Source organism: Micromonospora sp. NPDC048063, from assembly GCF_043202855.1.
In the GTDB taxonomy this organism is placed as follows: Bacteria; Actinomycetota; Actinomycetes; order Mycobacteriales; family Micromonosporaceae; genus Micromonospora.
The window spans coordinates 442,783-466,998 of the sequence record NZ_JBIDBG010000002.1 but is presented as its reverse complement, the minus strand read 5'-3'; the positions used below and the strand labels follow the sequence as shown (position 1 = coordinate 466,998).

21 protein-coding genes are annotated in these 24,216 nt (G+C 75.6%); 10 read left to right on the top strand and 11 right to left on the bottom strand.

What is annotated here, in order from left to right:
• Positions 1–9 precede the first annotated feature (9 nt).
• The 4 genes from ACGFZ2_RS06935 to ACGFZ2_RS06920 all read right to left on the bottom strand — a co-directional run bounded on the left by ACGFZ2_RS06935 (position 10) and on the right by ACGFZ2_RS06920 (position 4,123).
• A complete protein-coding gene (locus tag ACGFZ2_RS06935; protein ID WP_393450910.1) occupies positions 10–1,371 on the bottom strand; it encodes a chitinase in 1,362 nt (453 codons plus the stop codon).
• Positions 1,372–1,499: 128 nt separating this feature from the next.
• Entirely contained in the window at positions 1,500–2,912 is a 1,413-nt protein-coding gene (locus ACGFZ2_RS06930) for a carbohydrate-binding protein (protein WP_393450907.1), read from the bottom strand.
• Between the two features lie 72 nt (positions 2,913–2,984).
• Positions 2,985–3,734, bottom strand: coding sequence for a YidC/Oxa1 family membrane protein insertase (locus ACGFZ2_RS06925; protein WP_393450904.1), 750 nt, complete (start codon positions 3,732–3,734; stop codon positions 2,985–2,987).
• A gap of 95 nt (positions 3,735–3,829) precedes the next feature.
• Complete coding sequence (locus ACGFZ2_RS06920; protein WP_393261128.1) at positions 3,830–4,123, bottom strand: DUF6412 domain-containing protein; 294 nt, start codon at positions 4,121–4,123, stop codon at positions 3,830–3,832.
• A gap of 313 nt (positions 4,124–4,436) precedes the next feature.
• On the opposite strand from ACGFZ2_RS06920, the gene ACGFZ2_RS06915 reads away from it, so the two are divergent.
• From ACGFZ2_RS06915 to ACGFZ2_RS06895, 5 genes are all read left to right on the top strand, one after another.
• Positions 4,437–4,904 (top strand): hypothetical protein, encoded by a 468-nt coding sequence (locus tag ACGFZ2_RS06915; protein ID WP_393450901.1) that lies wholly within the window; start codon positions 4,437–4,439, stop codon positions 4,902–4,904.
• Between the two features lie 38 nt (positions 4,905–4,942).
• Complete coding sequence (locus ACGFZ2_RS06910; protein ID WP_357698929.1) at positions 4,943–5,290, top strand: hypothetical protein; 348 nt, start codon at positions 4,943–4,945, stop codon at positions 5,288–5,290.
• A 332-nt stretch (positions 5,291–5,622) separates the two neighbouring features.
• Complete coding sequence (locus ACGFZ2_RS06905; protein ID WP_393450898.1) at positions 5,623–6,771, top strand: glutamate--cysteine ligase; 1,149 nt, start codon at positions 5,623–5,625, stop codon at positions 6,769–6,771.
• A gap of 13 nt (positions 6,772–6,784) precedes the next feature.
• Positions 6,785–8,164 carry an FAD-dependent oxidoreductase gene (locus tag ACGFZ2_RS06900; protein WP_393450895.1) on the top strand — a complete coding sequence of 460 codons (1,380 nt, stop codon included), beginning with the start codon at positions 6,785–6,787 and terminating at the stop codon, positions 8,162–8,164.
• Between the two features lie 182 nt (positions 8,165–8,346).
• Positions 8,347–9,768, top strand: coding sequence for a WGR domain-containing protein (locus ACGFZ2_RS06895; protein WP_393261136.1), 1,422 nt, complete (start codon positions 8,347–8,349; stop codon positions 9,766–9,768).
• Positions 9,769–9,833: 65 nt separating this feature from the next.
• Here the strand turns inward: ACGFZ2_RS06895 and ACGFZ2_RS06890 are convergent, their stop codons facing one another.
• Together ACGFZ2_RS06890 and ACGFZ2_RS06885 are read right to left on the bottom strand one after the other, a co-directional pair.
• Positions 9,834–11,093 carry a hypothetical protein gene (locus ACGFZ2_RS06890; RefSeq protein WP_393450892.1) on the bottom strand — a complete coding sequence of 420 codons (1,260 nt, stop codon included), beginning with the start codon at positions 11,091–11,093 and terminating at the stop codon, positions 9,834–9,836.
• Entirely contained in the window at positions 11,090–11,611 is a 522-nt protein-coding gene (locus ACGFZ2_RS06885) for a SigE family RNA polymerase sigma factor (RefSeq protein WP_393450889.1), read from the bottom strand. Before ACGFZ2_RS06885 ends, ACGFZ2_RS06890 begins: the two co-directional genes overlap by 4 nt.
• A gap of 89 nt (positions 11,612–11,700) precedes the next feature.
• Between ACGFZ2_RS06885 and ACGFZ2_RS06880 the strand changes: the two genes are divergently transcribed.
• Positions 11,701–12,579 carry an aminoglycoside phosphotransferase family protein gene (locus tag ACGFZ2_RS06880; protein ID WP_393450886.1) on the top strand — a complete coding sequence of 293 codons (879 nt, stop codon included), beginning with the start codon at positions 11,701–11,703 and terminating at the stop codon, positions 12,577–12,579.
• Positions 12,580–12,591: 12 nt separating this feature from the next.
• On the opposite strand, the gene ACGFZ2_RS06875 is transcribed toward ACGFZ2_RS06880, so the two are convergent.
• Positions 12,592–13,401: an Fpg/Nei family DNA glycosylase gene (locus ACGFZ2_RS06875; protein ID WP_393450883.1), complete on the bottom strand. Its 810-nt coding sequence runs from the start codon at positions 13,399–13,401 to the stop codon at positions 12,592–12,594.
• Positions 13,402–13,539: 138 nt separating this feature from the next.
• Between ACGFZ2_RS06875 and ACGFZ2_RS06870 the strand changes: the two genes are divergently transcribed.
• The 3 genes from ACGFZ2_RS06870 to rocD all read left to right on the top strand — a co-directional run bounded on the left by ACGFZ2_RS06870 (position 13,540) and on the right by rocD (position 16,731).
• Complete coding sequence (locus tag ACGFZ2_RS06870) at positions 13,540–14,337, top strand: thrombospondin (protein ID WP_393450880.1); 798 nt, start codon at positions 13,540–13,542, stop codon at positions 14,335–14,337.
• Positions 14,338–14,704: 367 nt separating this feature from the next.
• Positions 14,705–15,520: a dimethylargininase gene (ddaH, locus tag ACGFZ2_RS06865; RefSeq protein WP_393261672.1), complete on the top strand. Its 816-nt coding sequence runs from the start codon at positions 14,705–14,707 to the stop codon at positions 15,518–15,520.
• Positions 15,517–16,731 carry an ornithine--oxo-acid transaminase gene (gene rocD / locus ACGFZ2_RS06860; RefSeq protein WP_393450877.1) on the top strand — a complete coding sequence of 405 codons (1,215 nt, stop codon included), beginning with the start codon at positions 15,517–15,519 and terminating at the stop codon, positions 16,729–16,731. Before ddaH ends, rocD begins: the two co-directional genes overlap by 4 nt.
• A gap of 62 nt (positions 16,732–16,793) precedes the next feature.
• On the opposite strand, the gene ACGFZ2_RS06855 is transcribed toward rocD, so the two are convergent.
• Together ACGFZ2_RS06855 and ACGFZ2_RS06850 are read right to left on the bottom strand one after the other, a co-directional pair.
• A complete protein-coding gene (locus ACGFZ2_RS06855) occupies positions 16,794–17,939 on the bottom strand; it encodes an FHA domain-containing protein (RefSeq protein ID WP_393261151.1) in 1,146 nt (381 codons plus the stop codon).
• Positions 17,936–18,229 carry a 4a-hydroxytetrahydrobiopterin dehydratase gene (locus ACGFZ2_RS06850; protein ID WP_357459411.1) on the bottom strand — a complete coding sequence of 98 codons (294 nt, stop codon included), beginning with the start codon at positions 18,227–18,229 and terminating at the stop codon, positions 17,936–17,938. Before ACGFZ2_RS06850 ends, ACGFZ2_RS06855 begins: the two co-directional genes overlap by 4 nt.
• Before the next feature lie 186 nt (positions 18,230–18,415).
• On the opposite strand from ACGFZ2_RS06850, the gene ACGFZ2_RS06845 reads away from it, so the two are divergent.
• Positions 18,416–19,183 (top strand): hypothetical protein, encoded by a 768-nt coding sequence (locus ACGFZ2_RS06845; RefSeq protein WP_393261154.1) that lies wholly within the window; start codon positions 18,416–18,418, stop codon positions 19,181–19,183.
• A 56-nt stretch (positions 19,184–19,239) separates the two neighbouring features.
• Here ACGFZ2_RS06845 and ACGFZ2_RS06840 read toward each other — a convergent pair whose 3' ends face one another.
• Together ACGFZ2_RS06840 and ACGFZ2_RS06835 are read right to left on the bottom strand one after the other, a co-directional pair.
• Entirely contained in the window at positions 19,240–20,289 is a 1,050-nt protein-coding gene (locus ACGFZ2_RS06840; RefSeq protein WP_393261156.1) for a fatty acid desaturase family protein, read from the bottom strand.
• A 153-nt stretch (positions 20,290–20,442) separates the two neighbouring features.
• Entirely contained in the window at positions 20,443–24,195 is a 3,753-nt protein-coding gene (locus ACGFZ2_RS06835) for an SCO7613 C-terminal domain-containing membrane protein (RefSeq protein ID WP_393450874.1), read from the bottom strand.
• Between the last annotated feature and the right edge of the window lie 21 nt (positions 24,196–24,216).

The window sequence follows — 24,216 nt, the reverse complement described above, 5'->3', positions numbered from 1 at the left end:
CCGGGGCCGTCAGGGCAGGGTGGCGAGGTGGGGGGCCACCGTGCGGGCGAAGGCGTTGCCGTTGGTCACGTCCCAGTTGACCGACCAGGTCATCGCGCCGCGGATGCCCGGGTAGGTGCGCGGTGGGCGGAAGCTGCCGCAGTTGGTGCCGCGGGCCAGGCAGTCCAGCGCCGCGTTCACCACGCTCGGCGCGACGACGCCGCCACCGGCCGCGCCGGGTCCGGCCGGCAGGCCGAGGCCGACCTGGTCGGGACGCAGCCCGGCCTCCAACTGGATGCAGGCCAGCGCGACGACGAAGTTCACCGTCCCCTGGGCGTACGCGGCGTTGCGGTCGCAGCCGAGCATCGCCCCCGAGTTGTAGAACTGGGTGTTCACGACGGTGAGGATGTCCTTGATGTCGAGCGCGAGCTTGAAGTAGCTGCTGCCCGGGGACTGCATGTCGATGGTCTGCGGGGCCATCGCGATGATCAGCCGGCTGCCGACCTTGGCCCGCAGCGAGCGCAGCGCCTGCGCCATGTAGGTCGGGTTCAGCCCGTTCTCCAGGTCGATGTCGACGCCGTCGAAGCCGTACCGCTGGATCAGGGCGTGCACGCTGTCGCTGAACGTCGCGGCGGAGGCGGCGTCGTTGACCGCCACCCGGCCCGTCTCGCCGCCCACCGAGATGATCACCTTCTTGCCCCGGGACTGGAGGGTGCGCACGTCGGCGGAGAAGTCCGCGTCGGTGTAGCCGCCGAGGGCGGTGGAGAGCCCCGGGTCGACGGCGAAGGTGACGGCGCCGGGAGTGGCGGTGGCCTCGGCGAACGCGACCGCGACCACGTCGTACTCGTTCGGCACGTCGCGCAGCCGCAGTTCCACGGCGGGGTTGTCGAAGTTGTGCCAGTACCCGGTGAGGATGTGCTTCGGCAGCCCGGTGTTCGGCGGCGGGCTGGTCGGCGGCGGCGTGGTCGGGGGTGCGGTGGTGGGCGGGGCGGTGCCGCCGCCGCACGACGCGCCGTTGAGCTGGCAGTTGGCCGGGGCGCCGGGCCCGTTGCCCAGGAAGCCGAACGAGACGGAGGCGCCCGGGGCGATGCTGCCGTTCCAGGACCGGTTGGTGAAGGTGTACCGCTGGCCCGACGAGGTCAGCAGGGCGTCCCAGTACGAGCCGACGGTCGTCCCGGCCGGCAGGTCGAAGGTGACGGCCCAGCCGTCGACGGTGGTGCCGCCGCCGTTGGTGATCGTGTACTTCCCCTCCCAGCCCGACCCCCAGTCGGACGTCTTCACGAAGCTCGCGGTGGCCCCGGCGGCGAACGCCGGCATCGCCACCCACACCGCCCCGACCGCCGCGACCACGGCGGTGACCAGCGACAACACCAGAGACCTGGACCGTTTCACAGCACCCTCCACACCCGGACAACATCCATCGGCATCAACATTGACGCCTATTATTAGGACTGTTAACTGTTTCTGTCCAGGGCGGTCGGCGGGGAACCCGGGCGGCGACCGCCCGGGTTCCCCGCGGCTCAGCGGCGGAAGGTGAACCAGTTGACGTTGACGAAGTCGGCGGGCTGGCCGCTGGTGAAGGTCAGGTAGACCGTCCGGCGGCCGGTCGGGCCGGCGACGTTGCCGGGCACCGAGCGCCAGCTCTGCCAGCCCCCCGTGTTCGCGATCGCGAAGCTGCCGATCGGCGGGCTGGTCGGGCTGTCCAGCCGGACCTCCATCAGGCCGCTGACCCCGCCCGCCGCGCCGGAGGCGACCCGGGCGACGAAGTCGCGCGGCGGGGTGGCGCCGAACTCGACGTTGTCGAAGCGCACCCAGTCGCCGTTGCGCAGCGCGCCGATGTTCTGGCCGCCCTCGGCGCACGCCTCGACGATCACTCCGTTCTGCGCGCTGAACGACTCCGCCTGGATCGTCGCGTACGCGTCCCGCACGCCACCGGGAGGCGGGGTCGTCGGCGGCGGGGTGGTGCCGCCGCCCCGGCTGTAGACCGCCACGTAGTCGACCAGCATCGGCCGGCCGGGGACGGTGGCGGCCGTCGGCGTGGCCGAACCCGCGACCCCGTTCGGGAAGGCCCCGCCCATCGCCACGTTCAGCAGCAGGAAGTAGCCGGCGTGGCCGGTCATCTGCGACCAGTACGGCTCGCCGACCCGGGACTGGCTCACCGTGTGGTAGAGCTGGCCGTCGACGTACCAGCGCAGTTGCTGGGGGCTGACCGAGGCGTCCCACTCGAAGCGGTAGGTGTGGTACGCGGACTGGCAGGTGCTGCCGGGACAGGCCCGGGACGCGCCGATGCCGTTGAACTCGTCGCACGGCCCGCCGGGGGCCACGCCGCAGTGCAGCACGCCCCAGACCGAGTTGATCCCGTTGACGTTCTCCATCACGTCGAACTCGCCGATGCTCGGCCAGTTCTGGTAGTTGCCCCGGTAGGGCGAACCGAGCGCCCAGAACGCCGGCCAGTAGCCGGCCGCCTGGGCCCCGGTCACGTTCGGCATCTGGATCCGGCCCTCGATGGCGAGCACGCCGCCGGAGGGGGGCTTGAAGTTGCTGCGTACGGTCTCGATGCGGGCGGAGGTCCAGCGGCCGGAGGCGTCGCGCAGCGGGGTGATCCGCAGGTTGCCGCCGCCGTCGTGGCTGACGTTCGCGGTGCTGCTGGTGTAGGTCTGGATCTCGCCGGTGCCCCAGTTGGGCGGGCCGCCGGGGTAGCTGGTGCCGGTGTCGATGATCCAGTTCGCGGCGGACGGCAGCGTGCCGGCCGCGCCGGTGAAGTCGTCGCTCCACACCAGACTCCAGCCGGGCGCGGGCGCCGGCACGGCGGCGTTCGCGGTCACGGTCACCCCGGCCAGGGCGGTGGTGGCGACAACGGCGAGCAGGGCCGACGCCAGGGCAGGCCGGCGTCGTGGGGGCGGGGCGGCGGGGGCCGCCGGGGCAGGTGTCATGGACGTGCCTCTCTGCGGGGACGGGTCGAGAGAGCGCTCTCTCACGAGTTGTACGTGCCGACCCGACAGATGTCAATGTCGATCGATGTCCGCCGGCGCGACCTGCGGGCGGCGCAGCACCGCCTGCTCCAGCGCCGACCAGGCGGTCGTGGTGACCAGGTAGATCACCGCGGCCAGCGGCAGCACCAGCGCCACCAGCACGGTCGCGTACGGCAGCAGCGGCAGCAGCCGGCCGAGCACCGCCGCCCCCGGCCCCTCCGTCGGCGTACCGGCCACCGTGCCGGTCGCGGCCGCGGCACGCCGCATCCGCCGCGACGTCCACCACGCGAGGGCGAGCAGGGCTGCCAGCAGCACGCCGAACAGCGGCAGCACCGCGCCGCCCAGGCCGTCGCCGAGGTGGTGGCCCAGCGACACCCCGGCGAGCCGCCCGTCGAGCAGCCCCGTGCCGCCGTCGGCGGTCGTGAAGAGCCGGTACATGACCAGCAGGACCGGCGCCTGGAGCAGCATCGGCAGGCAGCCGGAGACCGGGCTGGCGCCGTTGGCCCGGTAGAGCGCGAACAACTCGCCCTGCAACCGGGCGGGGTCGTTCGCGTACCGCCGCTGGAGGTCGCGGACCTCGGGGGCGAGGGCCGCGCGACGCCGCTCCCCGCGAACCTGCGCGAGGGTCAGCGGCGAGATCAGCAGCCGGACGGCCACGGTGAGGACGACGATCGCGGCGGCGGTGGCCGCGCCGCCGGCCAGCGGTTCGAGCAGGGCGGTGAGCCAGGAGAGCGCGCTGCCGGCGGCGCCGACGGCGTCGTGCAGTGGTGCGAAGGCGAGCATGGTGACCCCTCGGTCCGATTCCGGTGAGGGCCCGCGGGACGACAGGGCGTCGCCGGGCCTCGGGTGACGGCGGAATCGGCCGCGCGGCGGCGGCGCTACGCGGCCGAGGGAACGGCCCCGGGCGCCCGGGGGCGGGGACGCCCGGCGGCGTCCGGATCGACCTGCCGGGGCACCCGGCGGCGGCGGGCCCGGGCCCGCAGGGCGGCGGCGCGGCCGGCCCGGGGAGCGCCGACGCCGACCGCCGCGTGCAGCGCGAGCACGGCGGCGAGCAGCACGACGGCGGTCAGTGCGGCCCCGGCGAGCAGGCCGGCCGGCCGGTCGGCGAGCAGGGCCAGGTGGGTGAGCGCGTACGCCCACGTCCCCAGCACGACCCGCCACGCTCCCGGCACGCCGACCAGCCTAGGGCCCGCTGTCACGCCGACCGGCCCGATCGGCGACTCCGACCGCTGACCTGCGGTTTTACGACAGATCCGGGGTGGACGGAGCCGCCGTGGGAGTGGTACGACTTGGGGCATCGACGGGCCAACGTCGGCCTGCCGTCACTCCCGGTCACCGATGCGCCGCCCGATCCGTCGGGCAGGCCGCCGAGCCGACCGGGCCAGCGGGAGCGGGCCCTCCCGGCACACCCCCTCACGGCCGGGCGCCCGCCCGGCCCGACGGGGCCGCCTCGACGAGGTGGTGGGCCACCACCAAGGAGCCACCGTGCCCCACACCCGCATCCGCCCGCGGCACCAGCCCTTCGAGATCGCCGTCATGGTGACCGCCCCCGTGTGCGGGGTCCTCCTGATCGCCCTGGGCGTCCGGCCGCAGTCGGTGGAGGTGGCGATGCCGGGCCCCATCCAGGTGGGGTGGGAGTTCGGTCTCGTCGTCGCCGGCGTCGCCGGGCTGCTCGGAATCTTCTGGCCCGGCCGGCTCTCCACCGCCCTCGGCACCGAGCTCGCCTCGGTGCTGATGCTCGGCACGATCACCGGCATGTACGCCGTCGCCGTGGCGGTGGTCGCCGGGCAGCAGGGGGTCGCCGCGACCTCCTTCGTCGGGGCGGTGTCCATCGGCTCGGGCTGGCGCGCCGCACAGATCGTGCGCGACCTGCGCGCCCTCACCCGGGCCGCCCAGGCGGCCCAGCCCGCCGGGCTGGACGGCGGCGTGGCTTCCACCGGAGGTGGGACGTGAACGCGTCCGCGCCGAGCGCACCGCAGTGGGTACAGGTCCTGCTCTCCATCCTCGGGGTCCTCGGCGGCGCCGGCGGTCTCGCCGCCATCGCGACCGTCGTGGTGCAGCGCGGCAAGTTCAAGGCGGACGCCGCCGACACCCTCACCGACGCCGCCCTCACGCTGGTGCAGCCGCTGCGCACCCGGGTCGCCGAGCTGGAGGAGACCGCCCTGGTCACCCGGGCGCAACTCGAAGCGACCCGCGAACAGGTGCAGCAGCTCCGGGCCACGGTCTGGGACCTGCGCCGGACGCTGGACCGGTGGCGGGAGGCCATCCTGGCCCAGGACGCGACCCTGCGCCGGGTCCGCGCCATGGTGCAGGACGGCGAGGACGACCGCCGACGGTGACGCCCGGCGGCGAGGACGACCGCCGGCGACCGCTCCACGCGGCCTGCCACCGGCAGCGGTGACACCGGCCCCGCGCGGCCTGCCACCGGCAGCGGTGGCACCGGCCCCGCACGGCCTGCCGGCGGCGGCGGTGGCACCGGCCCCGCGCGGCCTGCCGGCGGCGGCGGTGGCACCGGCCCCGCGCGGCCTGCCGGCGGCGGCGGTGACGGCGGCGGGGGTGCCCGCGACGGGCGACACGCCGGGCCGCGTTTCCCGGCGTCGGCACGGTGGGTAACCACCGGCCGACCCGGCACGGACGGACCGCGACCGGGCGCGATCGGACGGTGGTGGCGATGACCGGCCAGGTGGCGGAGGCCCCGAGCGCGACAGCCGAGGGGACGGATCTGCTCACGGTGGGTGTCGAGGAGGAGTTCCTGCTCGTCGACCCGCACACCGGGGCCGCGGTGCCCGCCGTCGACCTCGTCATGGAGCAGGTGCCGCCCGAGCTGCGCGGCCAGGTGGAGCGGGAGTTCCAGACCAGCCAGATCGAGATCGGCAGCCCGCCCAGCCTGGAACTCTCCTCCATCCGGCACTCCCTCGGGGTGCTGCGTGCCGCGCTCGCCGACGCCGCCGAGCGGGCCGGCGTACGGCTGCTCGCCATCGGCACCGGGCCGGTGGACGGGCCGGTGCCCCCGGTGGTCGACAAGCCGCGCTTCGACCGGATGGTCGAACGGTTCCGCCTGCTGGTCCCCGGCCCCGGCAACAACGGCATGCACGTGCACGTCGGGGTACCCGACCCGGAGACCGGGGTGCAGGTACTCAACCACGTCCGGCCCTGGCTGCCGGTGCTGCACGCGGTGACCGTCAACTCCCCCTTCGCCAAGGGCGAGGACACCGGGTACGCGAGCTGGCGGTCGGTCGAGTGGGAGCGCTGGCCGTCGGTGGCGCCGACCCCGTTCCTGGAGTCGCACGAGCACTACGAACGGCTGATCCGGCAGCTCATCGCCAGCGGCGTGATGCTCGACGAGGGGATGCTCTACTGGTACGCCCGGCTGTCGGCCAGGTACCCGACCGTGGAGATCCGGATCGGCGACGTCTGCCCGTCCGTGGACGACGCGGTGCTCGTCGCCGCGCTGGTACGGGCCATGGTGGCGACCGCGCTGGACGACATGGCCACCGGCCGGCCCGCCATCCGCACCGACCACCACCTGCTGGTCGCCGCGCACTGGCGGGCGGCGCACGACGGGCTGGAGGGCGACGGCGTCGACCTCACCGACGGGGAGCTGCGCCCGGCGTGGGAGCTTTTCGACCAGCTCGTCGAGCGGCTGCGCCCGGCGCTGGAGCGGCACGGCGACCTGGACGAGGTGACCGACCTGGTCGGCGGGCTGCGCCGGCACGGCAGCGGGGCGGCCCGGCAGCGCGCCGTCCTCGCCCGCGGCGGCACGCTCGTGGACGTGGTCTCCGACGTCGCGCGACAGACCCGCGGGGCGGGTCGCCCGTGACAGGATGGTCCCCGTGGCGCAACGGCTGATCGTCATCGGTGGAGACGCGGCGGGCATGGCGGCGGCGTCCCAGGCGCGCCGCCGCCGCGACCGCGGCGATCTGGAGATCGTCGCGTTCGAGCGCGGGCACTTCACGTCGTACTCGGCCTGCGGCATCCCCTACTGGATCAGCGGGCTGGTGCCCGAGCGGGACGAGCTGATCGCCCGCGACCCGGCGACGTTCCGGGAGAAGTTCGCCATCGACGTCCGGATGCGGCACGAGGTCACCGCCATCGACCTCGACCGGCGCGAGGTGGTCGCGCGGGACCTCGGGAACGGCGGTGAGGTCCGCGAGCGGTTCGACACCCTGGTGTACGCGACCGGCGCGGTGCCGACGAAGCCGGACTGGGCGCGTACCGACACCGGCGGGGTGTTCGGCGTGCAGACCCTCGACGACGGCGCGGCGCTGCGCGCCTGGCTGGAGTCCGAGCCCCGGCCGCGCCGGGCGGTCGTGGTCGGTGGCGGCTACATCGGCGTGGAGATGGCCGAGGCGCTGATCCAGCGCGGGCTCTCCGTCACGCTGGTGGAGCAGGCCGAGCAGCCGATGTCCACCGTCGACCCGGACATGGCCGAACTGGTCACGGACGCGATGCGCGCAGTCGGCATCACCATCCGCACCGGCCTCGCCGTCACCGGGCTGGAGGAGACCGACGGCCGGGTCTCCGCAGTGGTCACCGTCGAGGGGCCGATCCCCGCCGACCTGGTCGTCCTCGGTCTCGGCGTACGCCCCAACACCGCGCTCGCGGAGGCCTCCGGCCTGCCGCTGGGCGTCACCGGCGGAGTCCGGGTGGACCGCCGGATGCGGGTGCCCGGCGCGCCGGGCGTCTGGGCCGCCGGCGACTGCGTGGAGACCGTGCACCGGGTCACCGGGATGCCGGTGCACGTGCCGCTGGGCACCCACGCCAACAAGCAGGGTCGGGTGGCCGGCATCAACATCGGCGGCGGGTACGCCACCTTCCTCGGCGTGATCGGCACGGCCGTCACCAAGGTCTGCGACCTGGAGGTGGGGCGCACCGGGCTGCGCGAGCGGGACGCCAGGGCGGCCGGCTTCGAGTTCGTCTCCGTGATCGCGCAGTCCACCAACCGCGCCGGCTACTACCCGGGCTCCCGCCCGATGACGGTCAAGCTGATCGCGGAGAAGCCCAGCGGCCGGCTGCTCGGAGCGCAGATCGTCGGCTGGTCCGAGGCCGCGAAGCGGATCGACACGCTCGCGGTGGCACTGTGGAACGGCATGACGGTGGACGACATGACCGCCCTCGACCTCGGCTACGCCCCGCCGTACGCCCCGGTCTGGGACCCGGTGCTGATCGCCGCCCGCAAGGCCGTCGACGCCCTGACCGTCTCCCGCCGCTAGGTGTAAGGAAGGGCACCTTGTTAACGCCTGAGGTAGAGGAAGGGCCCCTTCCTAACACCTGAGGTTAGGAAGGGGCCCTTCCTTACCAAGCGGTCGATCCTTGTCGGGGGTGGCGGTTACCGTGTGCCCGCTGTCGCCGCGCCGGCCACGTCGGGCCGGTCGCTGACCCCTCGGAGGCCCCCTTGTCGCAGGAGACGACCTACCTCGAACTGTCCGAAGCGGACGGTGGCGCGCACAAGTTCTACGAGGTCGTGGTCGATGACGCCGCGCTGACCGTCCGCTACGGCCGGATCGGCGACCAGGGCCAGGTCAAGACCACGGCATACCCGGACAACGCCCGGGCCCGCGCGGCCGCCGCCAAGAAGATCGGCGAGAAGGTCCGCAAGGGATACGCGCCGGCCGTGCGCGGCGCACGGCAGAAGCGCGCCGTCTCCCGGCGACAGATCGTCAGCACGCGATCCACCGCCCGCACCGCCCCGGTGCTCTGGCGCTACGACTCCGGCGCCCCGGCCTTCGGCATCTTCGTTGACGGGCAGACCTGCATGGTCGGCAACGAGCGCGGGGTCATCACGACCCTCGGTCACGACGCCCGGGTGCTGGACCAGGTCCGCCTCCCCGACGGAGTGAAGTGCATCGTCGCCGACGACGCCTGGATCTACGCGGGGTGCGACGACGGCAACGTCTACGACCTGTCCGGCAAGGTGCCCCGGGTGGCGTACGCGATCGCCCCCGACATCGACATCTACTGGCTCGACATCCACGACGGGGTGCTCGGCGTCTCCGACGCGGACGGCGGCATCGCCGCCGTCGACCACGAGGACGAGTTCCTCTGGCGCCGGGCGGGGCGCGGCCGGTCGGCCTGGATGGTGCGCTGCGACGCCGACGCGGTCTACCACGGCCACTCGCAGGGGGTGACCGGCTACGACTGGCGCACCGGGCAGGAGCTGTGGCACACCCGCACCGGCTCGGTGCTCTTCGGCTGGCAGGAGCCCGGCGCGGTGTTCGCCGGCACCGGCACCCGTGAGGTGGTGCGGCTGGCGAAGGACGGCCGCACCGAGCGCACCTACCGGTGCGACGCCCCGGTCTTCTCCTGCGCCACGGCCGAGGGCGGCCGGTTCGTCTTCGCCGGTGACAGCCAGTCCTCGATCTACTGCTTCGACGCGGCCGGCAACCGGCTGTGGAAGCTCGGCACCGGCTGTGGCTCGGCCTACTCGATGCAGTACCACGAGGAGCGCCTCTACGTGGTCACCACCGGTGGCTACCTGGCCTGCGTCGATGCCAGCGAGCCGGCGATCCGGGCGGCGGAGGCCGGCAGCGTGCCGGAGGTGGTCGACGTCAAGGCCCCGCCCCGGCTGCCGGAGCCGGCGGCGTGGACGACGGTCGAGGTGACCAGCGACGTCGACGGCGGCGTGGTGGTGCAGTGCGTCGAGGACCGCGGCCGGCTGCGCGTGCACGTGCTCTCCCCCGGCTACCGCCCGGACTGGTCGGTGCAGTTCCCCAAGGGCATCCGCGAGCCGGGCGCGCGCTACCTGGTCACCCAGGTCCGCGAATCCGGCCGGGGCGGCTTCTACCGGGCGTACGGCGACATCCGCCGGCTGCGCTGAGATGCTCCGGTCCGGGGGCGGTGCGGGACCGCCCCCGGACCGGTCAGCGGCAGGCCGGCGGCCCGTCAGCGGCAGGTCCAGCGCACCGCCCAGCCCCTGTTGTTCAGGTAGAGCTGCCCGCCGACCACGCGCCCGTCATCGCTGATGCTCCGCACCCAGCCCCGCGCACCGGTCTTACCGTCCGGCCCGGGCAGCTTCACCACTGTCGTACCGGTGGCCACGGCGGGGACCCGGGATGGCAGCACACCGGCTATCCAACCCCGACTGTTTACGGCTGCCATACCCACGTCGGCCGACAGCACCTCCGACTGCCCGGTCCGCAGATTGATCCGCACCTTGTACCCCGTCGAGGTGCCCGGCTCTCCCGGTTTCGTCTCCCGGCCGGCGCTCCCGGTCACCCAGCCCCCTGCCAGCGAGACGGGCAGGAACTGGAAGGCGACCCCGCCAGGCACCCGGGGCAGCGGCAGCACCTCCGGCTGGGTCGCGCCCGGCCGCCACACGACGGCGCGCGGAGGCTGATGCAGATCTCCGTTGGTCATGGTGGCCAAGATGGTGCCGTCCTCGTCGATGCCGACGGCTGTTCCCTCCCACTGCGGGCCGGGCAGCGGTAGGTCGACCGCCCGACTCTCGTACGAGTCCCAGACCACCGGCCGCCACCTCGGGAAGCCCCCGGGCCCGGTCCCGTCGGTCCGGTAGCCGACGATCCGGCCGGCGTCGCTGACCGCCCTCGCCGCCCCGGGGCCGACCACGGACAGGCGTACAGGCTGGCCGTCACGTACCGCCCACGCCTCCAGCCCTCCGCCAATGCGCCTCGTCGAGCCCACCGCCAGGCCGGCCCGGTTGACGTCGCGCAACTCCTGGTACGTGCCAGGGATCTCGACCTCCCGGGCCCGGCCGGCGTCCCAGACCAGCACGCGGTGGTCCGGCGACCCGTTCGGGCTCAGGTGGCCGACCAGCCACCGGCCGTCGGGGTCACCTCCGGTGACCTCGCTCCCGGGAGCGGCACTGTCCGGCGCCGGCAGTAGCGCGGCTTCGCACTTTCCCTGCCACGGGCCGGGCGGCGACGGCTTCGGGGTGGGGGGCACGGGGCTGACGCTCACTCCCGCCGGAGCAGGGGTCGCCCCGTCGCCGCCGTGCAGGGCCGCCGGCAGGGCGGCAGCCGCCAGCACGCCGAACGCGGCTGCGCCAGCCACCGCCACCCGGCGGTTGCGCCGGCGGCGGCGCGCCTCCCGGATCGCCCCCGGCACATCGATCCGGGGCGGCCCGTCGGGCTCGTCGTCGAGCCGACGCAGCAGGTCGGTGACGCGCTCCTCGTCCATCGTCATGATCTCCGCTCCCCTCCGGCCCGACCGGCCAGTTCCCGGCCGCCGAGTAGTCGTCGCATCGCCGCCAGCCCGTGCGAGGTCTGGCTCTTCACCGTGCCGGCCGAGCAGCCCAGCGTCCGGGCCACCTCGTCGACCGGCAGGTCGTGCACGAACCGCAGCACCAGCACGGCCCGCTGGCGCGGCGGCACCTCGGCCAGCGCCTGGTGCAGCACGGTCCGCTCCTCGACGCCCCGGTCCTCGGTGGACCGCGTGTCGGGCGGCCCGCCGAACAGGTGCACCCGCCACCAGCCGCGCCGCCGGGTGTCCAGGAAGAGTCGGACCAGCACCGCGCGGACGTACGCGTCGAGCTGCCCGACCTCCCGGATCCGCGACCAGCGCGAGTAGAGCCGGGTCGCGGTCTCCTGTACCAGGTCGTCGGCCTGGTCGGCGTCGCCGCTGAGCGCGTACGCGAGTCGGCGCAGTGCGGGCAGGCGCGCGGTGACGTACTCGATGTATTCCTGGTCCGATGCGTCCGGCATCCGGCCACCTCCGTGGGGTTCCCTGTTCCAGACGGCCCCGGCCCGGAAACGGTTGTACGCGACCCGCGGGCGTGGCCGAGGATGACCGGATGGCCGTGGACCTGGAAATCCCCGACGGGCTGCGCTGGACCGAGGAAGTCGAGGCGGGCCGGGCGTGGCGGGCGGTGCTGCCGGCCCGGCTGGCGGAGTGCGTCGAACGCTGGCACCTGCGGGTGGGACGCCCCTTCCCGTACGCCTTCGCGTCACTGGCCCTGCCGGCCACGCTGCCCGACGGCACGCCGGCGGTGCTCAAGCTCCAGTACCCGGACCCGGACAGCGTGCACGAGGCGACGGCGCTCGAACACTGGGCCGGGGCGGGGGCGGCCCGGCTGCTCGCGCACGACCCGGACCGGCGGGCGCTGCTGGTGGAGCGGTGCGTGCCCGGCACGCCGCTGCACGAGCTGCCCGCCGACGCGGCGCTGGACGTGGCGGTCGGGCTGCTGCCCCGGCTGTGGCGACCGGCCGGCCCACCGTTCACCCCGCTCGCCGAGGAGGCCGCCGGGTGGTGCGAGCGGCTGCCGGTGAACTGGGAACGGGCCGGCCGGCCGTACGAGCGGCGGCTCCTCGACGCGGCGCTCGGGCTCCTCGGCGACCTCGTCGGCAGTCAGGGCGAGCAGGTGCTGGTCAACCAGGACCTGCACGCCGGCAACGTACTGCGGGCGGCCCGGGAGCCGTGGCTGGTGATCGACCCGAAGCCGCTGGCCGGCGAGCGGGAGTTCGGCGTCGTGCCGCTGGTGCGCGGGGCGGAGCTGGGGCACTCGCCGGACGCCGTCCGGCACCGGCTGGACCGGCTGAGCGCGGAACTGGGGCTGGACCGGGAGCGGGTGCGGGGCTGGACGGTCGGGCAGACGCTGGCGTGGAGCATCGGCGAGGGGCAGGTCTTCCCGCGACAGGTCGAGGTGGTCCGCTGGCTGCTCGGCCCAGGGTGAGCGCGGCGGGCGTCAGGCCGGTTGGCAGGTGGGGCACCAGTAGAGGTTGCGGCCGGCCAGCTCGCCCCGGCCCACGGGCGTGCCGCAGACGTGGCAGGGCGCGCCGGGGCGGCGGTAGACGTACACCTCGCCGCCGTGCCGGTCGACCCGGGCGGCGCGGCCCATCGCCTCGGGCAGGTGCGCGTCGCGGACGGTGTCGATCCGGCCGCGCGTGACGGCGAGCCGCATCAGCGTCACCAGGTCGGCCCAGAGTGCGTCCCAGCCGGCGCGGGGCAGCCGCCGCCCGGGCAGCGTCGGCGGCAGCCCGGCCCGGAACAACGCCTCGGTGACGAAGATCAGCCCGGTGCCGGCCACCACCGACTGGTCCAGCAGCAGCGCGGCCAGCGGCGTGGGGCTGCGGGAGATCCGGGCGTACGCCCGGTCGGGGTCGGCGTCGGCGCGCAACGGGTCGGGGCCGAGCCGGCCGCGCAGCGCCGCCACCTCGGGTGGGGTGAGCAGTTCGCAGGCGGTCGGGCCGCGCAGGTCGAGCCAGTGCCGGTCGCTGGTCAGCCGCAGTCGCACCTGGCCGACCGGCTCCGGCGGTTCCCCCGCGCCGTCGGTGAACCTGCCGTAGAGCCCGAGATGGACGTGCAGCGTCAGCTCGCCGGCGTAATGGTGCAGCAGGTGCTTGCCGTACGCCTCGGTGGCCTCCAGCACGGTGCCGGTGAGCCGGGCCGCGCCCTCGGCGAAGCGGCCCTGCGGGCTGGCGGCGTGCGGCTTGTCGCCGGCGAACAGCTCGGCGTGCCGCGCGGCGAGTCGGTGGATGGTGTGTCCCTCAGGCACGACGGCAACGGTAGCCGGGACGGGGCCGGGGCCGACGCGGCCGGGTGTCGCGGAGGTCGCGGCTGGGTACCTCGGGTTCGTTACCGCGCGGGCGCCACCCGCTCCATCGGCCGCCGCGCATTCATCAGGAGGTGTGGTGTGGTCAAGATTCCTTCCCTGTCGCGCCGGACGGAGCCGGCGCCGACGGACGACGACGCGATCGGCCGGGACCGGGCCGAGGACACGGGCCGGGCCGACCGCCCGGTGGTGACCGACCGGGACAGCGACCAGGCGACCTACCGCAGCAGCGCCGCGGCCGGAGCCGACGGTCGGGCGACCGGACCCGACGGGCGGGGCGGCGACGCCGAGCGGCGGGCGGCCGAGCGCGCCGCCGTCGCGCGGGCGGCCACCGCCCGGCCGGCCGACGACGACACCCGGCGCAACCCCCGGATCATCGACGCGGACCCGGCCCTCGAACGGACCGTCGACGGCCGGACGGTCGACCTGGACCGGGACGCTGCGGCGGCGCGGGCCGCCGGGCCGGACCGGGATCTCCCGGTGGACCACCCCGTCGACCGGGACGGCGACGGCGTCGCCGACCGCGCCCCGGAGCGGCCGGTGGTCGCCGGCCCGAAGCCCCGGGCCAGCCTGCTCGCCACGCTCGGCCTGGTCGTCGGCGTTGCCGGCGCCCTCTTCGTGCTCACCGGCACCCTCGCCGGGTACGGCATCGGGCTCGGTGCGGTCGGTGCGGTCCTCGCCGTGCTGGGTCTCGTGGCCACCCGGCGCCGGCACATCGCGGGCAAGACCGACGCCCTGTTGGGCATCGCGTTCGGCCTCGGCGCGGTGGTCCTGGGCGTGCTCGCGATGACCGGCCGGTTCGACTGGCCGACCACCGACGGCGACTGGGTGGGGCGCCTGCGGGAGTGGCTCGACTCACAGTTTGCGGACCGCTTCTAGCGGGCACTGTCGGGCTCGCCGGCGGTGCGCCGGCAGTGCCGGTGGTTCATCGGCGACGCCCGACCAGCCTGGTGGTTCACCAGCCGGGCACATCCTTTCGGGGGCGGCGGTTCGCCGCCCCCGAAGTGCGTCCGGCGTCGGGGATCCGGGCGGCCGACGGACGAACGGGCGGCGACCGCGACCCTCTCCTGCCAGGACGCAACGATTCGACGGCGGCGCGGTCTCATACGCAACGATCCTCCGCCCCACGCAACCATCACCGGTGGATCCTGTCGGCCCGGCCCGCATAGCGTTGACGGACGGCGCCAGCCCCGTGGGTCGAAGATGGCCGGGGCGCGCCCGACCCCCTGGGAGCAGGACAATGACGATGGACGCCACCAGCCAGCGCTTCCTGATGTGCCGGCCGACGTACTTCGCCGTCGACTACGCGATCAACCCGTGGATGGACCCGACGGCCCCGGTCGACGCCGACCTCGCCGTCCGGCAGTGGGAGCAGCTGCGCCAGATCTACCGGGACCTGGGCCACACCGTCGAGGAGATCACTCCGGTGCCCGGGCTGCCCGACATGGTCTTCGCCGCCAACGGCGGCACGGTGATCGACGGCAAGGCGATGGCCGTGCAGTTCCGCGACCCGCAGCGCGCCGACGAGGCCCCCGCGTACCGTGCCTGGTTCGAGGCCGCCGGCTTCGAGCTGCACGACCCGAAGCACGTCAACGAGGGCGAGGGCGACATCCTCCTGGCCGGCGACTTCCTGCTGGCCGGCACCGGCTTCCGCACCGCGCACGCCTCGCACGCGCAGCTCCAGGAGGTCTTCGGCTACCCGGTGGTCACCATGCAACTGGTCGACCCGCGCTTCTACCACCTGGACACCGCGCTCACCGTGCTCGACGAGCGGACCGTGGCCTACCTGCCGGAGGCGTTCTCGCCCGGCAGCCGGGCCGTGCTGCGCCGGCTCTTCCCGGACGCGGTGCACGCCACCCTGGCCGACGCCGAGGTCTTCGGGCTGAACGCGGTCAGCGACGGCCGGCACGTGGTGCTGCCCGCACAGGCCATCGGCCTGGCCGCGAAGCTGCGCGACCGGGGCTACGAGACCATCGGCGTCGACCTGTCCGAGCTGCGGAAGGCCGGCGGCGGGCCGAAGTGCTGCACGTTGCGACTCCGTCAGGGAAAGGCGAGCAAGTGATCGAGGACATGCTGCGGACGCCGGAGGCGGTCCGCGACGCGGAGCGGTGGACCGCGCACAACTACCACCCGCTGCCGGTGGTCATTTCCTCCGCCGAGGGCTCCTGGCTGACCGACGTGGACGGCCGGCGCTACCTCGACTGCCTGGCCGGCTACTCGGCACTGAACTTCGGGCACCGGCACCCGCAGCTCGTCGCGGCCGCGCACGCGCAGCTCGACAAGCTGACCCTCACCAGCCGGGCGTTCATCCACGACCAGTTCGCCGACTTCTGCCGGGAGCTGGCCGAGCTCTGCGGCAAGGACCTCGTACTGCCGATGAACACCGGCGCCGAGGCGGTGGAGACCGGCATCAAGGTGGCCCGGAAGTGGGGCTACCAGGTCAAGGGCGTGACGCCGGGCCAAGCCAACATCGTGGTCGCCGAGGGGAACTTCCACGGCCGCACGACCACCATCGTCAGCTTCTCCACCGATGAGGACGCCCGCGCCGACTTCGGGCCGTACACGCCGGGCTTCACGGTCGTGCCCTACGGCGACCTGGACGCGCTGACCGCCGCCATCGACGAGAACACCGTCGCGGTGCTGCTCGAGCCCATCCAGGGCGAGCAGGGCGTCGTCGTGCCACCGGAGGGCTACCTGCCGGGCGTACGCCGGGTCTGCACCGAGCGGAACGTGCTCTTCGTCGCCGACGAGATCCAGTCCGGCCTGGGCCGCACCGGCGCCACCTTCGCCTGCGAGCACGAGGGCGTCGTGCCGGACATGTACCTGCTCGGCAAGGCGCTGGGCGGTGGCATCGTGCCGGTCTCCGCGGTGTCCGCGAACTCCGACGTGCTGGGTGTGCTGAAGCCGGGCCAGCACGGCTCGACCTTCGGCGGCAACCCGCTGGCCTGCGCGGTCGCCACCGAGGTGGTCAGGCTGCTGGCCACCGGCGAGTTCCAGCGCCGCTCGACCGAGCTGGGCGCCCGGCTGCACGCCGGCCTCCAGTCGCTGGTCGGCAAGGGCCTGGTCGCCGTGCGGGGCCGCGGGCTGTGGGCGGGGCTGGACATCGACCCGGCGCTGATGAGCGGCCGGGAGGCGTGTGAGCGGCTCGCCGAGCGCGGCGTGCTGGCCAAGGACACCCACGGCTCCACCATCCGGCTCGCCCCGCCGCTGGTGATCACCGAGGAGGAGATCGACCACGCGGTGGCCCAGCTCGCCGCCGTGCTGGCCGGCTGACCCCGTACGACAGCGGCGGGCGTCGGGACACGGTCCCGGCGCCCGCCGTCGTTTCCCGGCAGTCAGCGGGGCAGGCGCATCGCCATCGTGGGGGCCTCGGCCATCACCGAGTTCGGCGTGTACGGCGCGCCGGCGGGAAGCTCGCCGGGCCGGCCGATCTGCACCCCCGGGTAGAGCTCGACCATGTCGCCCTCGGCCACCACCCGCGACTGCTTCGGCGCCAGCGGGACGCGGTCGCTCTCCGCCATCGACCCGCCCGGCCGGATGCCGGAGCCGTTGGTGCTCACGTCGGTCACGATCACCTCGCCGACCCGCAGCTCGAACCGGAGGTGGCTGCGGCTGATCCAACGGCGCGCCTCGTCGTTGAGCCACTGGCCGAGCACGATCCCGCCGGCCTGGTCGGGCGCCCGGCCGACCAGCGCCGGCTGGTCCTCGGTGAGCACGAAGCGGCGCCGGATCAGCCCGCCGACGCGCACGGCCAGGACCTCGCTGCGCGGTCGCGGACCGGCGTCGCCGAGCCGGGCGCCGTGCCGCGGGCAGGTGGGCGCGCCACCGCGCAGGGAGGGCGGAGGCTGGGCGGCGGGGCTGCGCTCCACCCGGGCCAGGTCGGCGAAGGATCCGCCGCCCCCGCCGCCGAAGAGCGCGCAGCCCGGCTCCGGGCAGCGCCACTGCCGGGAGAGCAGCTTCACGCCGGCCGGCGACCGGTCGCCGGCGACCGGGGTGTGCCCGCCGCCGACGTGGGCGACGAAGGCCGGCCCGCCGGCGCCCGGCACCGGGGCCAGCACGCGGCCGGGCTGCTCGACCAGCCACGGGTAGCGCCCGCGCAGGCCGTCCGTCCGCACCCGGGTGAGCACCGGCAGCCCGAGCAGGTCGGCCACCTCCAGCATCCGGTCGCCCGGGTTGTCGAGCACCTCGACCAGCCCGTCGTCGGCCCACCGGCGGACCACCATCCGCTCGTTGGAGGTGAGGTCGGCGTCGGAGAGCAGCGCCCGGTGGACGACCGCGTAGACGGGGACGCTGTCCTCCTCCAGCTCCCGGGCGAGGGCGTCGATCACCATGCCGAGGCGGAGCAGGCTGGCCGGCCGGCCGCCGTCGAGGTCCTGGTAGCGGATCACCTCGGCCAGGTCGAGGACGGCCCGGGCCAGCGACGGGTCGGTGCAGACCCGCCCCTCGATGGCGTCGAGCACCTTGCTGATCTCGAATCTCATCGGACGCTCCCCACGATCTCGTCGATCCGCCGGGCCAGTTCCAGATCACGCCGGGTGACCCCGCGCGCCGAGTGGGTCACGCAGCGGAACGTCAGGGTGCGCCAGCGGATGTCGATGTCGGGGTGGTGGTCCAGCTCCTCCGCCGTCACGGCGACCCGGTCGACGACCGCGATGGCCTCCGGGAAACTGGCCAGCTCCACGGTGCGGGTGATCCCGGTCGGGTCTCCCGACCAGCCCGTCAGCCCGCCCAGCTCGTCTCGCACCGCCTCGGCGGTGAGCACGTCTGCCATGGGGAGACCCTACCGGGAGGGGTCGGAACGACGCCGACCAGCGGCGGGAGGTGTGTCCCACCCGGCGGGCGGCCGGACGGGACATAGATCCGCGGCTGTGGCCGGCGGACGTTAGGCTGACCGGCGGCCCGGCCGGGCCGCGACCGGCGTCGCCCCCGGCCCACCCTGCCAGAGGAGATTCTCAGCATGAACACTCGACGGCTGGCGACCACGGGGGTCGCTATCGTCGCCGCGCTCAGCCTCGGTCTCACCGGGTGCGGCACGAAGACGGACGCGGACGCTCCGGCCGGCAACGGCACCGGCGCGGCACCCGCCAGCTCGGCCCCGGCGGACGCCCGCGCCGAGCTGACCGCCGCCGCGCAGAAGCTCAACCAGCAGAGCGTCCGGATGGTACTGAAGTCGGCGGTCGTCAACGGCAGCGGCGTGATGGACCCGGCCACCAAGACCGGCGACATGACGATGAAGCTGGGCGCGGAGGGCACCTTCCGGATCCTGCTGCTCGGCGACGACGCCTACCTGAAGATCACCGGTATGCAGGGGATGCCGAAGAAGTGGCTGCACATGGACACCACCAAGCTCGGTAAGAGCGGCCAGTTCAACCTGATGCCCGAGGGCGACCCGGGCGGCGCGAAGCAGATGATCGAGAGCGTGGTGGACGTCGAGAAGACCGGCACCGGCAGCTACGCCGGCACCCTCGACTACACCCGCACGAAGGCCGACGACCCGTCCATCAAGGCCCTCGGCGAGAAGGCCAAGGCCGTCCCGTTCACCGCCAAGGTGGACGACCAGGGCCGGCTCGTCGAGTTCGCCATCGACACCAGCGTGCTGCACGAGTCGCTGGGCATGATGACCACCACCTACTCGGACTTCGGCGCCCCGGTCACCGTGAAGAAGCCCGCCGCGAGCGAGACGCAGGAGGCCCCGCAGGAGCTGATCGAGTCCATGGGGTCCTGAGCCCGACCGCACGGAGGCGGGGGCGGCGCCGGACGGCGCCGCCCCCGCCGCGCGTCTCAGCCGCGCAGCGGCCGGCCCACCTCGTGCAGGTGCGCGAGCGCCTGGCGGTACGACTCCACCAGCCCCGTCTCGGCGTACGGGATGCCCCGCTCGACGCAGTACGCGCGCACGATCGGCTGGGCCCGGCGCAGGTTCGCCCGCGGCATGTTCGGGAACAGGTGGTGCTCGATCTGGTAGTTGAGCCCGCCGAGCGCGACGTCGACGAACCGGCCACCCCGGACGTTGCGGGAGGTCAGCACCTGCTTGCGCAGGAAGTCGAGCTCGTCGTCGGCGGTCGGCATCGGCATCCCCTTGTGGTTGGGGGCGAACGAGCAGCCCATGTAGAGGCCCCAGAGCCCCTGGTGGACGGCGACGAACAGCAGCGCCTTGCCCGGGGACATCGCCAGCAGCAGCCCGCCGAGGTAGCCCACCGCGTGCAGGCCCAGCAGCAGCGCCTCCACCCTCCGGTGCCGCATCGGGGTGCGGAACCCGCCGTCCGGCTCCCGCCCGACGACCGCCTGCACGCTCGCCACGTGCAGGGCGAGCCCCTCCAGCAGCAGCATCGGGAAGAACAGCCACGCCTGCCGACGGGCGAGCCAGCGGTTGACGCCGCGCGTCGCGGCGGCCTGCTCGTACGTCCAGACCAGCGCGCCCGCCCCGACGTCCGGGTCCTCGTCCTCGTGGTTCGGGTTGGCGTGGTGCCGGTTGTGCTTGTCGACCCACCAGCCGTAGCTGAGCCCCACCGCCAGGTTGCCGGTGAGCAGGCCCACCGCCTCGCTCGGCCCGCGCCGGCGGAACATCTGCCGGTGGCCGGCGTCATGGCCGAGGAACGCGACCTGCGTGGTGGCGACGGCCAGGAACACGGCGACCAGGAGCTGCGCCCACGAGTCCCCGACCAGCCCGACCGCGGCCCAGCCCGCCGCGAAGACGCCCAGGGTGAGCACGATCCGCGTCACGTACCGGCCCGGGCGCCGCTCCAGCAGCCCCGCCCCGCTGATCCGTCGGGACAACTGCGAGTAGTCACTGCCCCGCCGTACCGGCGGGTCCGCCACCGCTGCGAGCACCATTGCGGCTCCCGTTCCTCGATCCCGGATACCGCGCCGGCCGGCGCGCCCCTGCCGTCCAGTCTCCCGAGAACGGTTGCGCTGAGTAACCCTGTCCACCCCCCGGCCGGGGGTAGGGCCTGCCCTACCCCGGCCGGCGGGCGCGGACCCCGGCGGTCAGCCCATCCGGCCGACGGCGGCCCGGAGCCGGGCCAGGTCCCGTCGCCGGCGCTCGTACGTGGCGGCGAGACCGATCAGCGCGAACCCGCCGACGGCCAGGAAGATCCACCGGGGCAGCAGGTCCCACCCGCGGACCAACTCGTGCAGCGCGAGCAGCGCCAGGGTCACCCCGCCGAGCAGCACCGGCGCCTGCCAGCGACGGGTCGCCCCGGCGAGCACCGTGCCGAGCGCGGCGGCCCCCAGCAGCAGCCGCCGCCACGGCTGGGGATCCGGCGCCACCAGCACCGACACCAGGCTCGGCAGCAGCGCGGCCGCGAGCCCCGGGCCGAGCGCCAGCCAACTGGTCAGCCCAGGCCGGGTGCGCAGCGCCGCCACGCCCGCCCCGAGGGCCAGCGCCGCCGCCGGCACCGTGTACGCCTCCAGGACCGCCACTCCCCCGGCGGCCAGCAGCAGCCAGCCGCCGAGCAGCTCGCTGCCGCCGGCGATGCCCGCGAACGCCCAGCGGCGGCCCGCCGGCTCGCCCGGGCGCAGCACCCGCAGCGCGACGGCGGCGCCCCACAGCACGCAGACCGCCGCCGCGTGCCGGAGCGCCCCGACCGCGAGCAGCAGCGCGACCAGCGCCACCGCCTGGGCGGCCGCGTCCAGCACCGCCGCCGGGGTGGACGCTTGGCGGGCCGGGGCGGCCCCGACCGGCGCCCGCTGGCCGCCGAGCAGCGCGGCGGCGGCCAGCGTGAGCACCGCGACGGCGAGCACGCTGAACGCGGCCGTCCGCAGCGGCAGCCCGCCGGCCAGCGGCGCGGTGACCGCGAGGCCGGTCGCGGCGGCGACCGCGACCAGGCGACCAACGAGCCGGACGTCGTCCCGGCGGGCGGCCACACCGACCACGGCCGCCGCCACCACCAGCACGCCCAGGCCGGCGAGCGTGCCCGCCCTGGTGGCCAACAGCCCGAGCAGCCCGGAGGCGGTCAACGCCAACCCGACCGGCGCCCCGACCGGGGCGAGCAGCGGGCGCGGCGCGGCCAGCGCGGCGACCAGCACCGCGACCACCCCGACGGCCAGCGTGGCGGCCGGCGCCACCGGCCACGGCGCGCCGACGGCGACCAGCAGCACCGGCAGGGCGGTCGCCGCGAACGGCAGCGCGACGAGCGCGGCCGGCCACCACCCGCCGCGCGCCGACGCTCCGCCGGCGCCTGGCATGCCGGCACCGGACCCGAACGCACCCGGCGTACCGGCACCGGCCCCGGCGGCGCCGAACCTGCCGGCACCGCCCCCGGCGGCGCCGGACCTGCCGGCACCGGGCCCGACCGCGCCCGGGACAGCTCGGTCGGGCCGCGCCGCCAGCAGCGCGGCCACCGCCAGCGCGGCCAGCGCCACGCCGGCCGGGAACGCACCCGGGACGGGCTCGACCGCGGGCGCCCCGGACCAGGGCGACACCCCGCCGTACGGGGCGAGGAGCACCGTCAACGCCGCTGGCGCGGCGGCGGCGAGGGAGATCACCAGCAGCCCGACGCCGGCCACCCGCAGGACGGTGTCGGAGCGCGCCGCACCGCTCAGCGTCGCCAGCAGGACCGCCACGGCGGCGTAGAGCGCCACCGATTCGTCGGCCGGTACGACCACCGGCGCCAACCCGACCAGCGCGACCGCCACGGCGAGCCCGACGGAGGCGTACGTCCGCAGGTCGGGCCAGTGCCGGCGGACCGCGAGCAGCCCGACCGGCAGCACCGCGACGGCGGCCAGCGCCGCCCGCGCCTGCCACCAGGCCGGCGCTCCGGCCGCGATCAGGGCGACGGCCGCGACGGCCGGCACCGCGGGCGACGCGACGGCCAGGGACACCCCGGCGATCCCGCGCTGGACGGCCGTGCCGCGCCGCCCGGCGGCGGCCACGGCGAGCCCGGCGGCCAGGACCACCGCGAGCGCCGCCCCCGCCCCGCCGGGGGCAGCGAGCCCCACCAGCAGCCCGTGCCCGAGCAGGAGGGCTCCGGACGCCGCCGCCGTCACCGCCGTCCAGGACCGGGTGCCGGGCCGCCCCACCCCGACGGCCAGCAGGCCCACCCCCGCCGCCAGGTCCAGGGCCACCACGGCGGGCCACGGCGACGGCCAGCCGGCGGGCACGGCGAGCACGGTGGCCGCCACGCCGAACGCGGCCAGCGCCGGCCGGGCGGCCCGGGGCAGCAGCAGCCCCAGGGCCGCCAGGGTCAGCGCGATCACCACCGGCAACTGCCAGCCCCGGGCGATGTCCGGCCCGGCGGCGGCGCCGTGCCACGGCGGCAGCGACCGACCGACCGCACCGCCGGCGAGCACCACGGCTCCCAGCACGGCGAGCTGGGCGGTCCCGCCGGCCACCAGCAGCGCGCCGACCCGGGGACCGGTCCGCCAGCCGGCGGGCAGCAGCCGCACCGCGCCGGCCAGCGCCACCACGACCAGCGCCGTGAGCACCGGTGCCGTCCCCAGCTCCGCGACGGGGCGGACGACCGCCCCGGCCAGCACCGGCACCAGCAGCCCGGCGGCGACGGCGCGGAACACCCGACCGCCGGTGAACACCGCCGCGCCGAGCAACGTCAGCGCCACCAGCAGCAGCGGGCCCCCGGCCAGCAGCGGGGTGCCGGCGGCCCGGCCGAGGGCCAGCGGCACCAGCGCGCAGCTCGCGGCCACGGCCAGCGCGCCGGCGTACCCGATCCAGGCGACGACGCGCCCGGCGATGACCACCGGACGCTCCCCCGATCCGCCCCCCGCACCGGGTGGCGCGACGGCCGGACCGGGCGGCGCGACCGCCGGCCCCGGCACCGCCGGCGTGGGCGCCCCGGGCCCGGGTGCCGCGACCGTCGGTGACCCGTCGGCCGGGGTCGCGGCGCCGCCCGCCGGGCCGCCCCGAGGACGCAGCGCGACCAGCACCGCCAGGTCGAGCAGCGCCACCCCGACGAAGACCACCGCCCAGCCGGCGGCGTCCGGCCGGGCCGCGACGGCGAGCAGGGGCAGCACCGGATGCGCGGTCACCAGGGCCGCGAACCACGGCACGGTCAGCCCGCTGAGCCGGGCGTAGCCGGCCGCGACCGCCGCGCCGGCCCCCCCGACCAGCGCGGCGTAGCGGGTGCCGGGCCAGCCGGCCACCCCGAACAGGTCCACCGTCCAGGCGGCATACCCGTCGAGGAGCACCAGCAGCAGCCCCACCGCGGCGAAGGTCTCCGCCGTGCCGCGCAGCCCCCGCCGCACCGCCACCAGCGGCGCGGCCAGGGCGAGCGCGGTGAACGCGGCCAGGATCAGGGCCCGGCCGGCGACCCCGACCGCCGCCCAGGCGACCGCCGTGAAGACCACCGCCGCGGTGCCCAGCAGCAGTCCGCCGAGGACGAAGAGCAGGCTCTGGACCGTCCGGGTCGAGGTCTCCGCCCCGCCGACGGCGGCCGGCGCGGGAACGGGCGCGACCGGCCCCCCGGCGGGCCACGCCGGCGCCGGGCGGGCCGGCGCGAACGCCGGGACGGCGGCGGGAGCCGGACGCGCGGCGGGGCCCGGGAACTCCGCCCGGATCGCGGCGGCCAGCTCCGCCCGGCGCCGCCGGCTCGCCGCCAGCCGGTCGACGAGCCCCTGGTACGCCGCGCGGGCCCGCTCGACCTCGCCGCCGAGCGCGACGATCTCCCGGTCGAGCCGGATCACCTCGGCGGCGGCCGGGTACGGCGGTCGCCCGCAACCGGAGCAGCCGGAGCCGAGGGAGGCCGGTGCGCCGCAGGCGGGACAGGGGTAACCGGTGTTCTGCACCCGGCCATTGTCGGCCGGCTC

Bases quoted from the DNA above. Each gene is read 5' to 3' on its own strand.
- ACGFZ2_RS06880 (WP_393450886.1), top strand. From the start codon at position 11,701: ATGGCCGTGGACCTGGAAATCCCCGACGGGCTGCGCTGGACCGAGGAA.
- ACGFZ2_RS06930 (WP_393450907.1), bottom strand. From the start codon at position 2,912: ATGACACCTGCCCCGGCGGCCCCCGCCGCCCCGCCCCCACGACGCCGG.
- ACGFZ2_RS06845 (WP_393261154.1), top strand. From the start codon at position 18,416: ATGAACACTCGACGGCTGGCGACCACGGGGGTCGCTATCGTCGCCGCG.
- ACGFZ2_RS06855 (WP_393261151.1), bottom strand. From the start codon at position 17,939: ATGAGATTCGAGATCAGCAAGGTGCTCGACGCCATCGAGGGGCGGGTC.
- ACGFZ2_RS06840 (WP_393261156.1), bottom strand. From the start codon at position 20,289: ATGGTGCTCGCAGCGGTGGCGGACCCGCCGGTACGGCGGGGCAGTGAC.
- ACGFZ2_RS06850 (WP_357459411.1), bottom strand. From the start codon at position 18,229: ATGGCAGACGTGCTCACCGCCGAGGCGGTGCGAGACGAGCTGGGCGGG.
- ACGFZ2_RS06925 (WP_393450904.1), bottom strand. From the start codon at position 3,734: ATGCTCGCCTTCGCACCACTGCACGACGCCGTCGGCGCCGCCGGCAGC.
- ACGFZ2_RS06905 (WP_393450898.1), top strand. From the start codon at position 5,623: ATGACCGGCCAGGTGGCGGAGGCCCCGAGCGCGACAGCCGAGGGGACG.
- ddaH (WP_393261672.1), top strand. From the start codon at position 14,705: ATGGACGCCACCAGCCAGCGCTTCCTGATGTGCCGGCCGACGTACTTC.
- ACGFZ2_RS06890 (WP_393450892.1), bottom strand. From the start codon at position 11,093: ATGACGATGGACGAGGAGCGCGTCACCGACCTGCTGCGTCGGCTCGAC.
- ACGFZ2_RS06885 (WP_393450889.1), bottom strand. From the start codon at position 11,611: ATGCCGGACGCATCGGACCAGGAATACATCGAGTACGTCACCGCGCGC.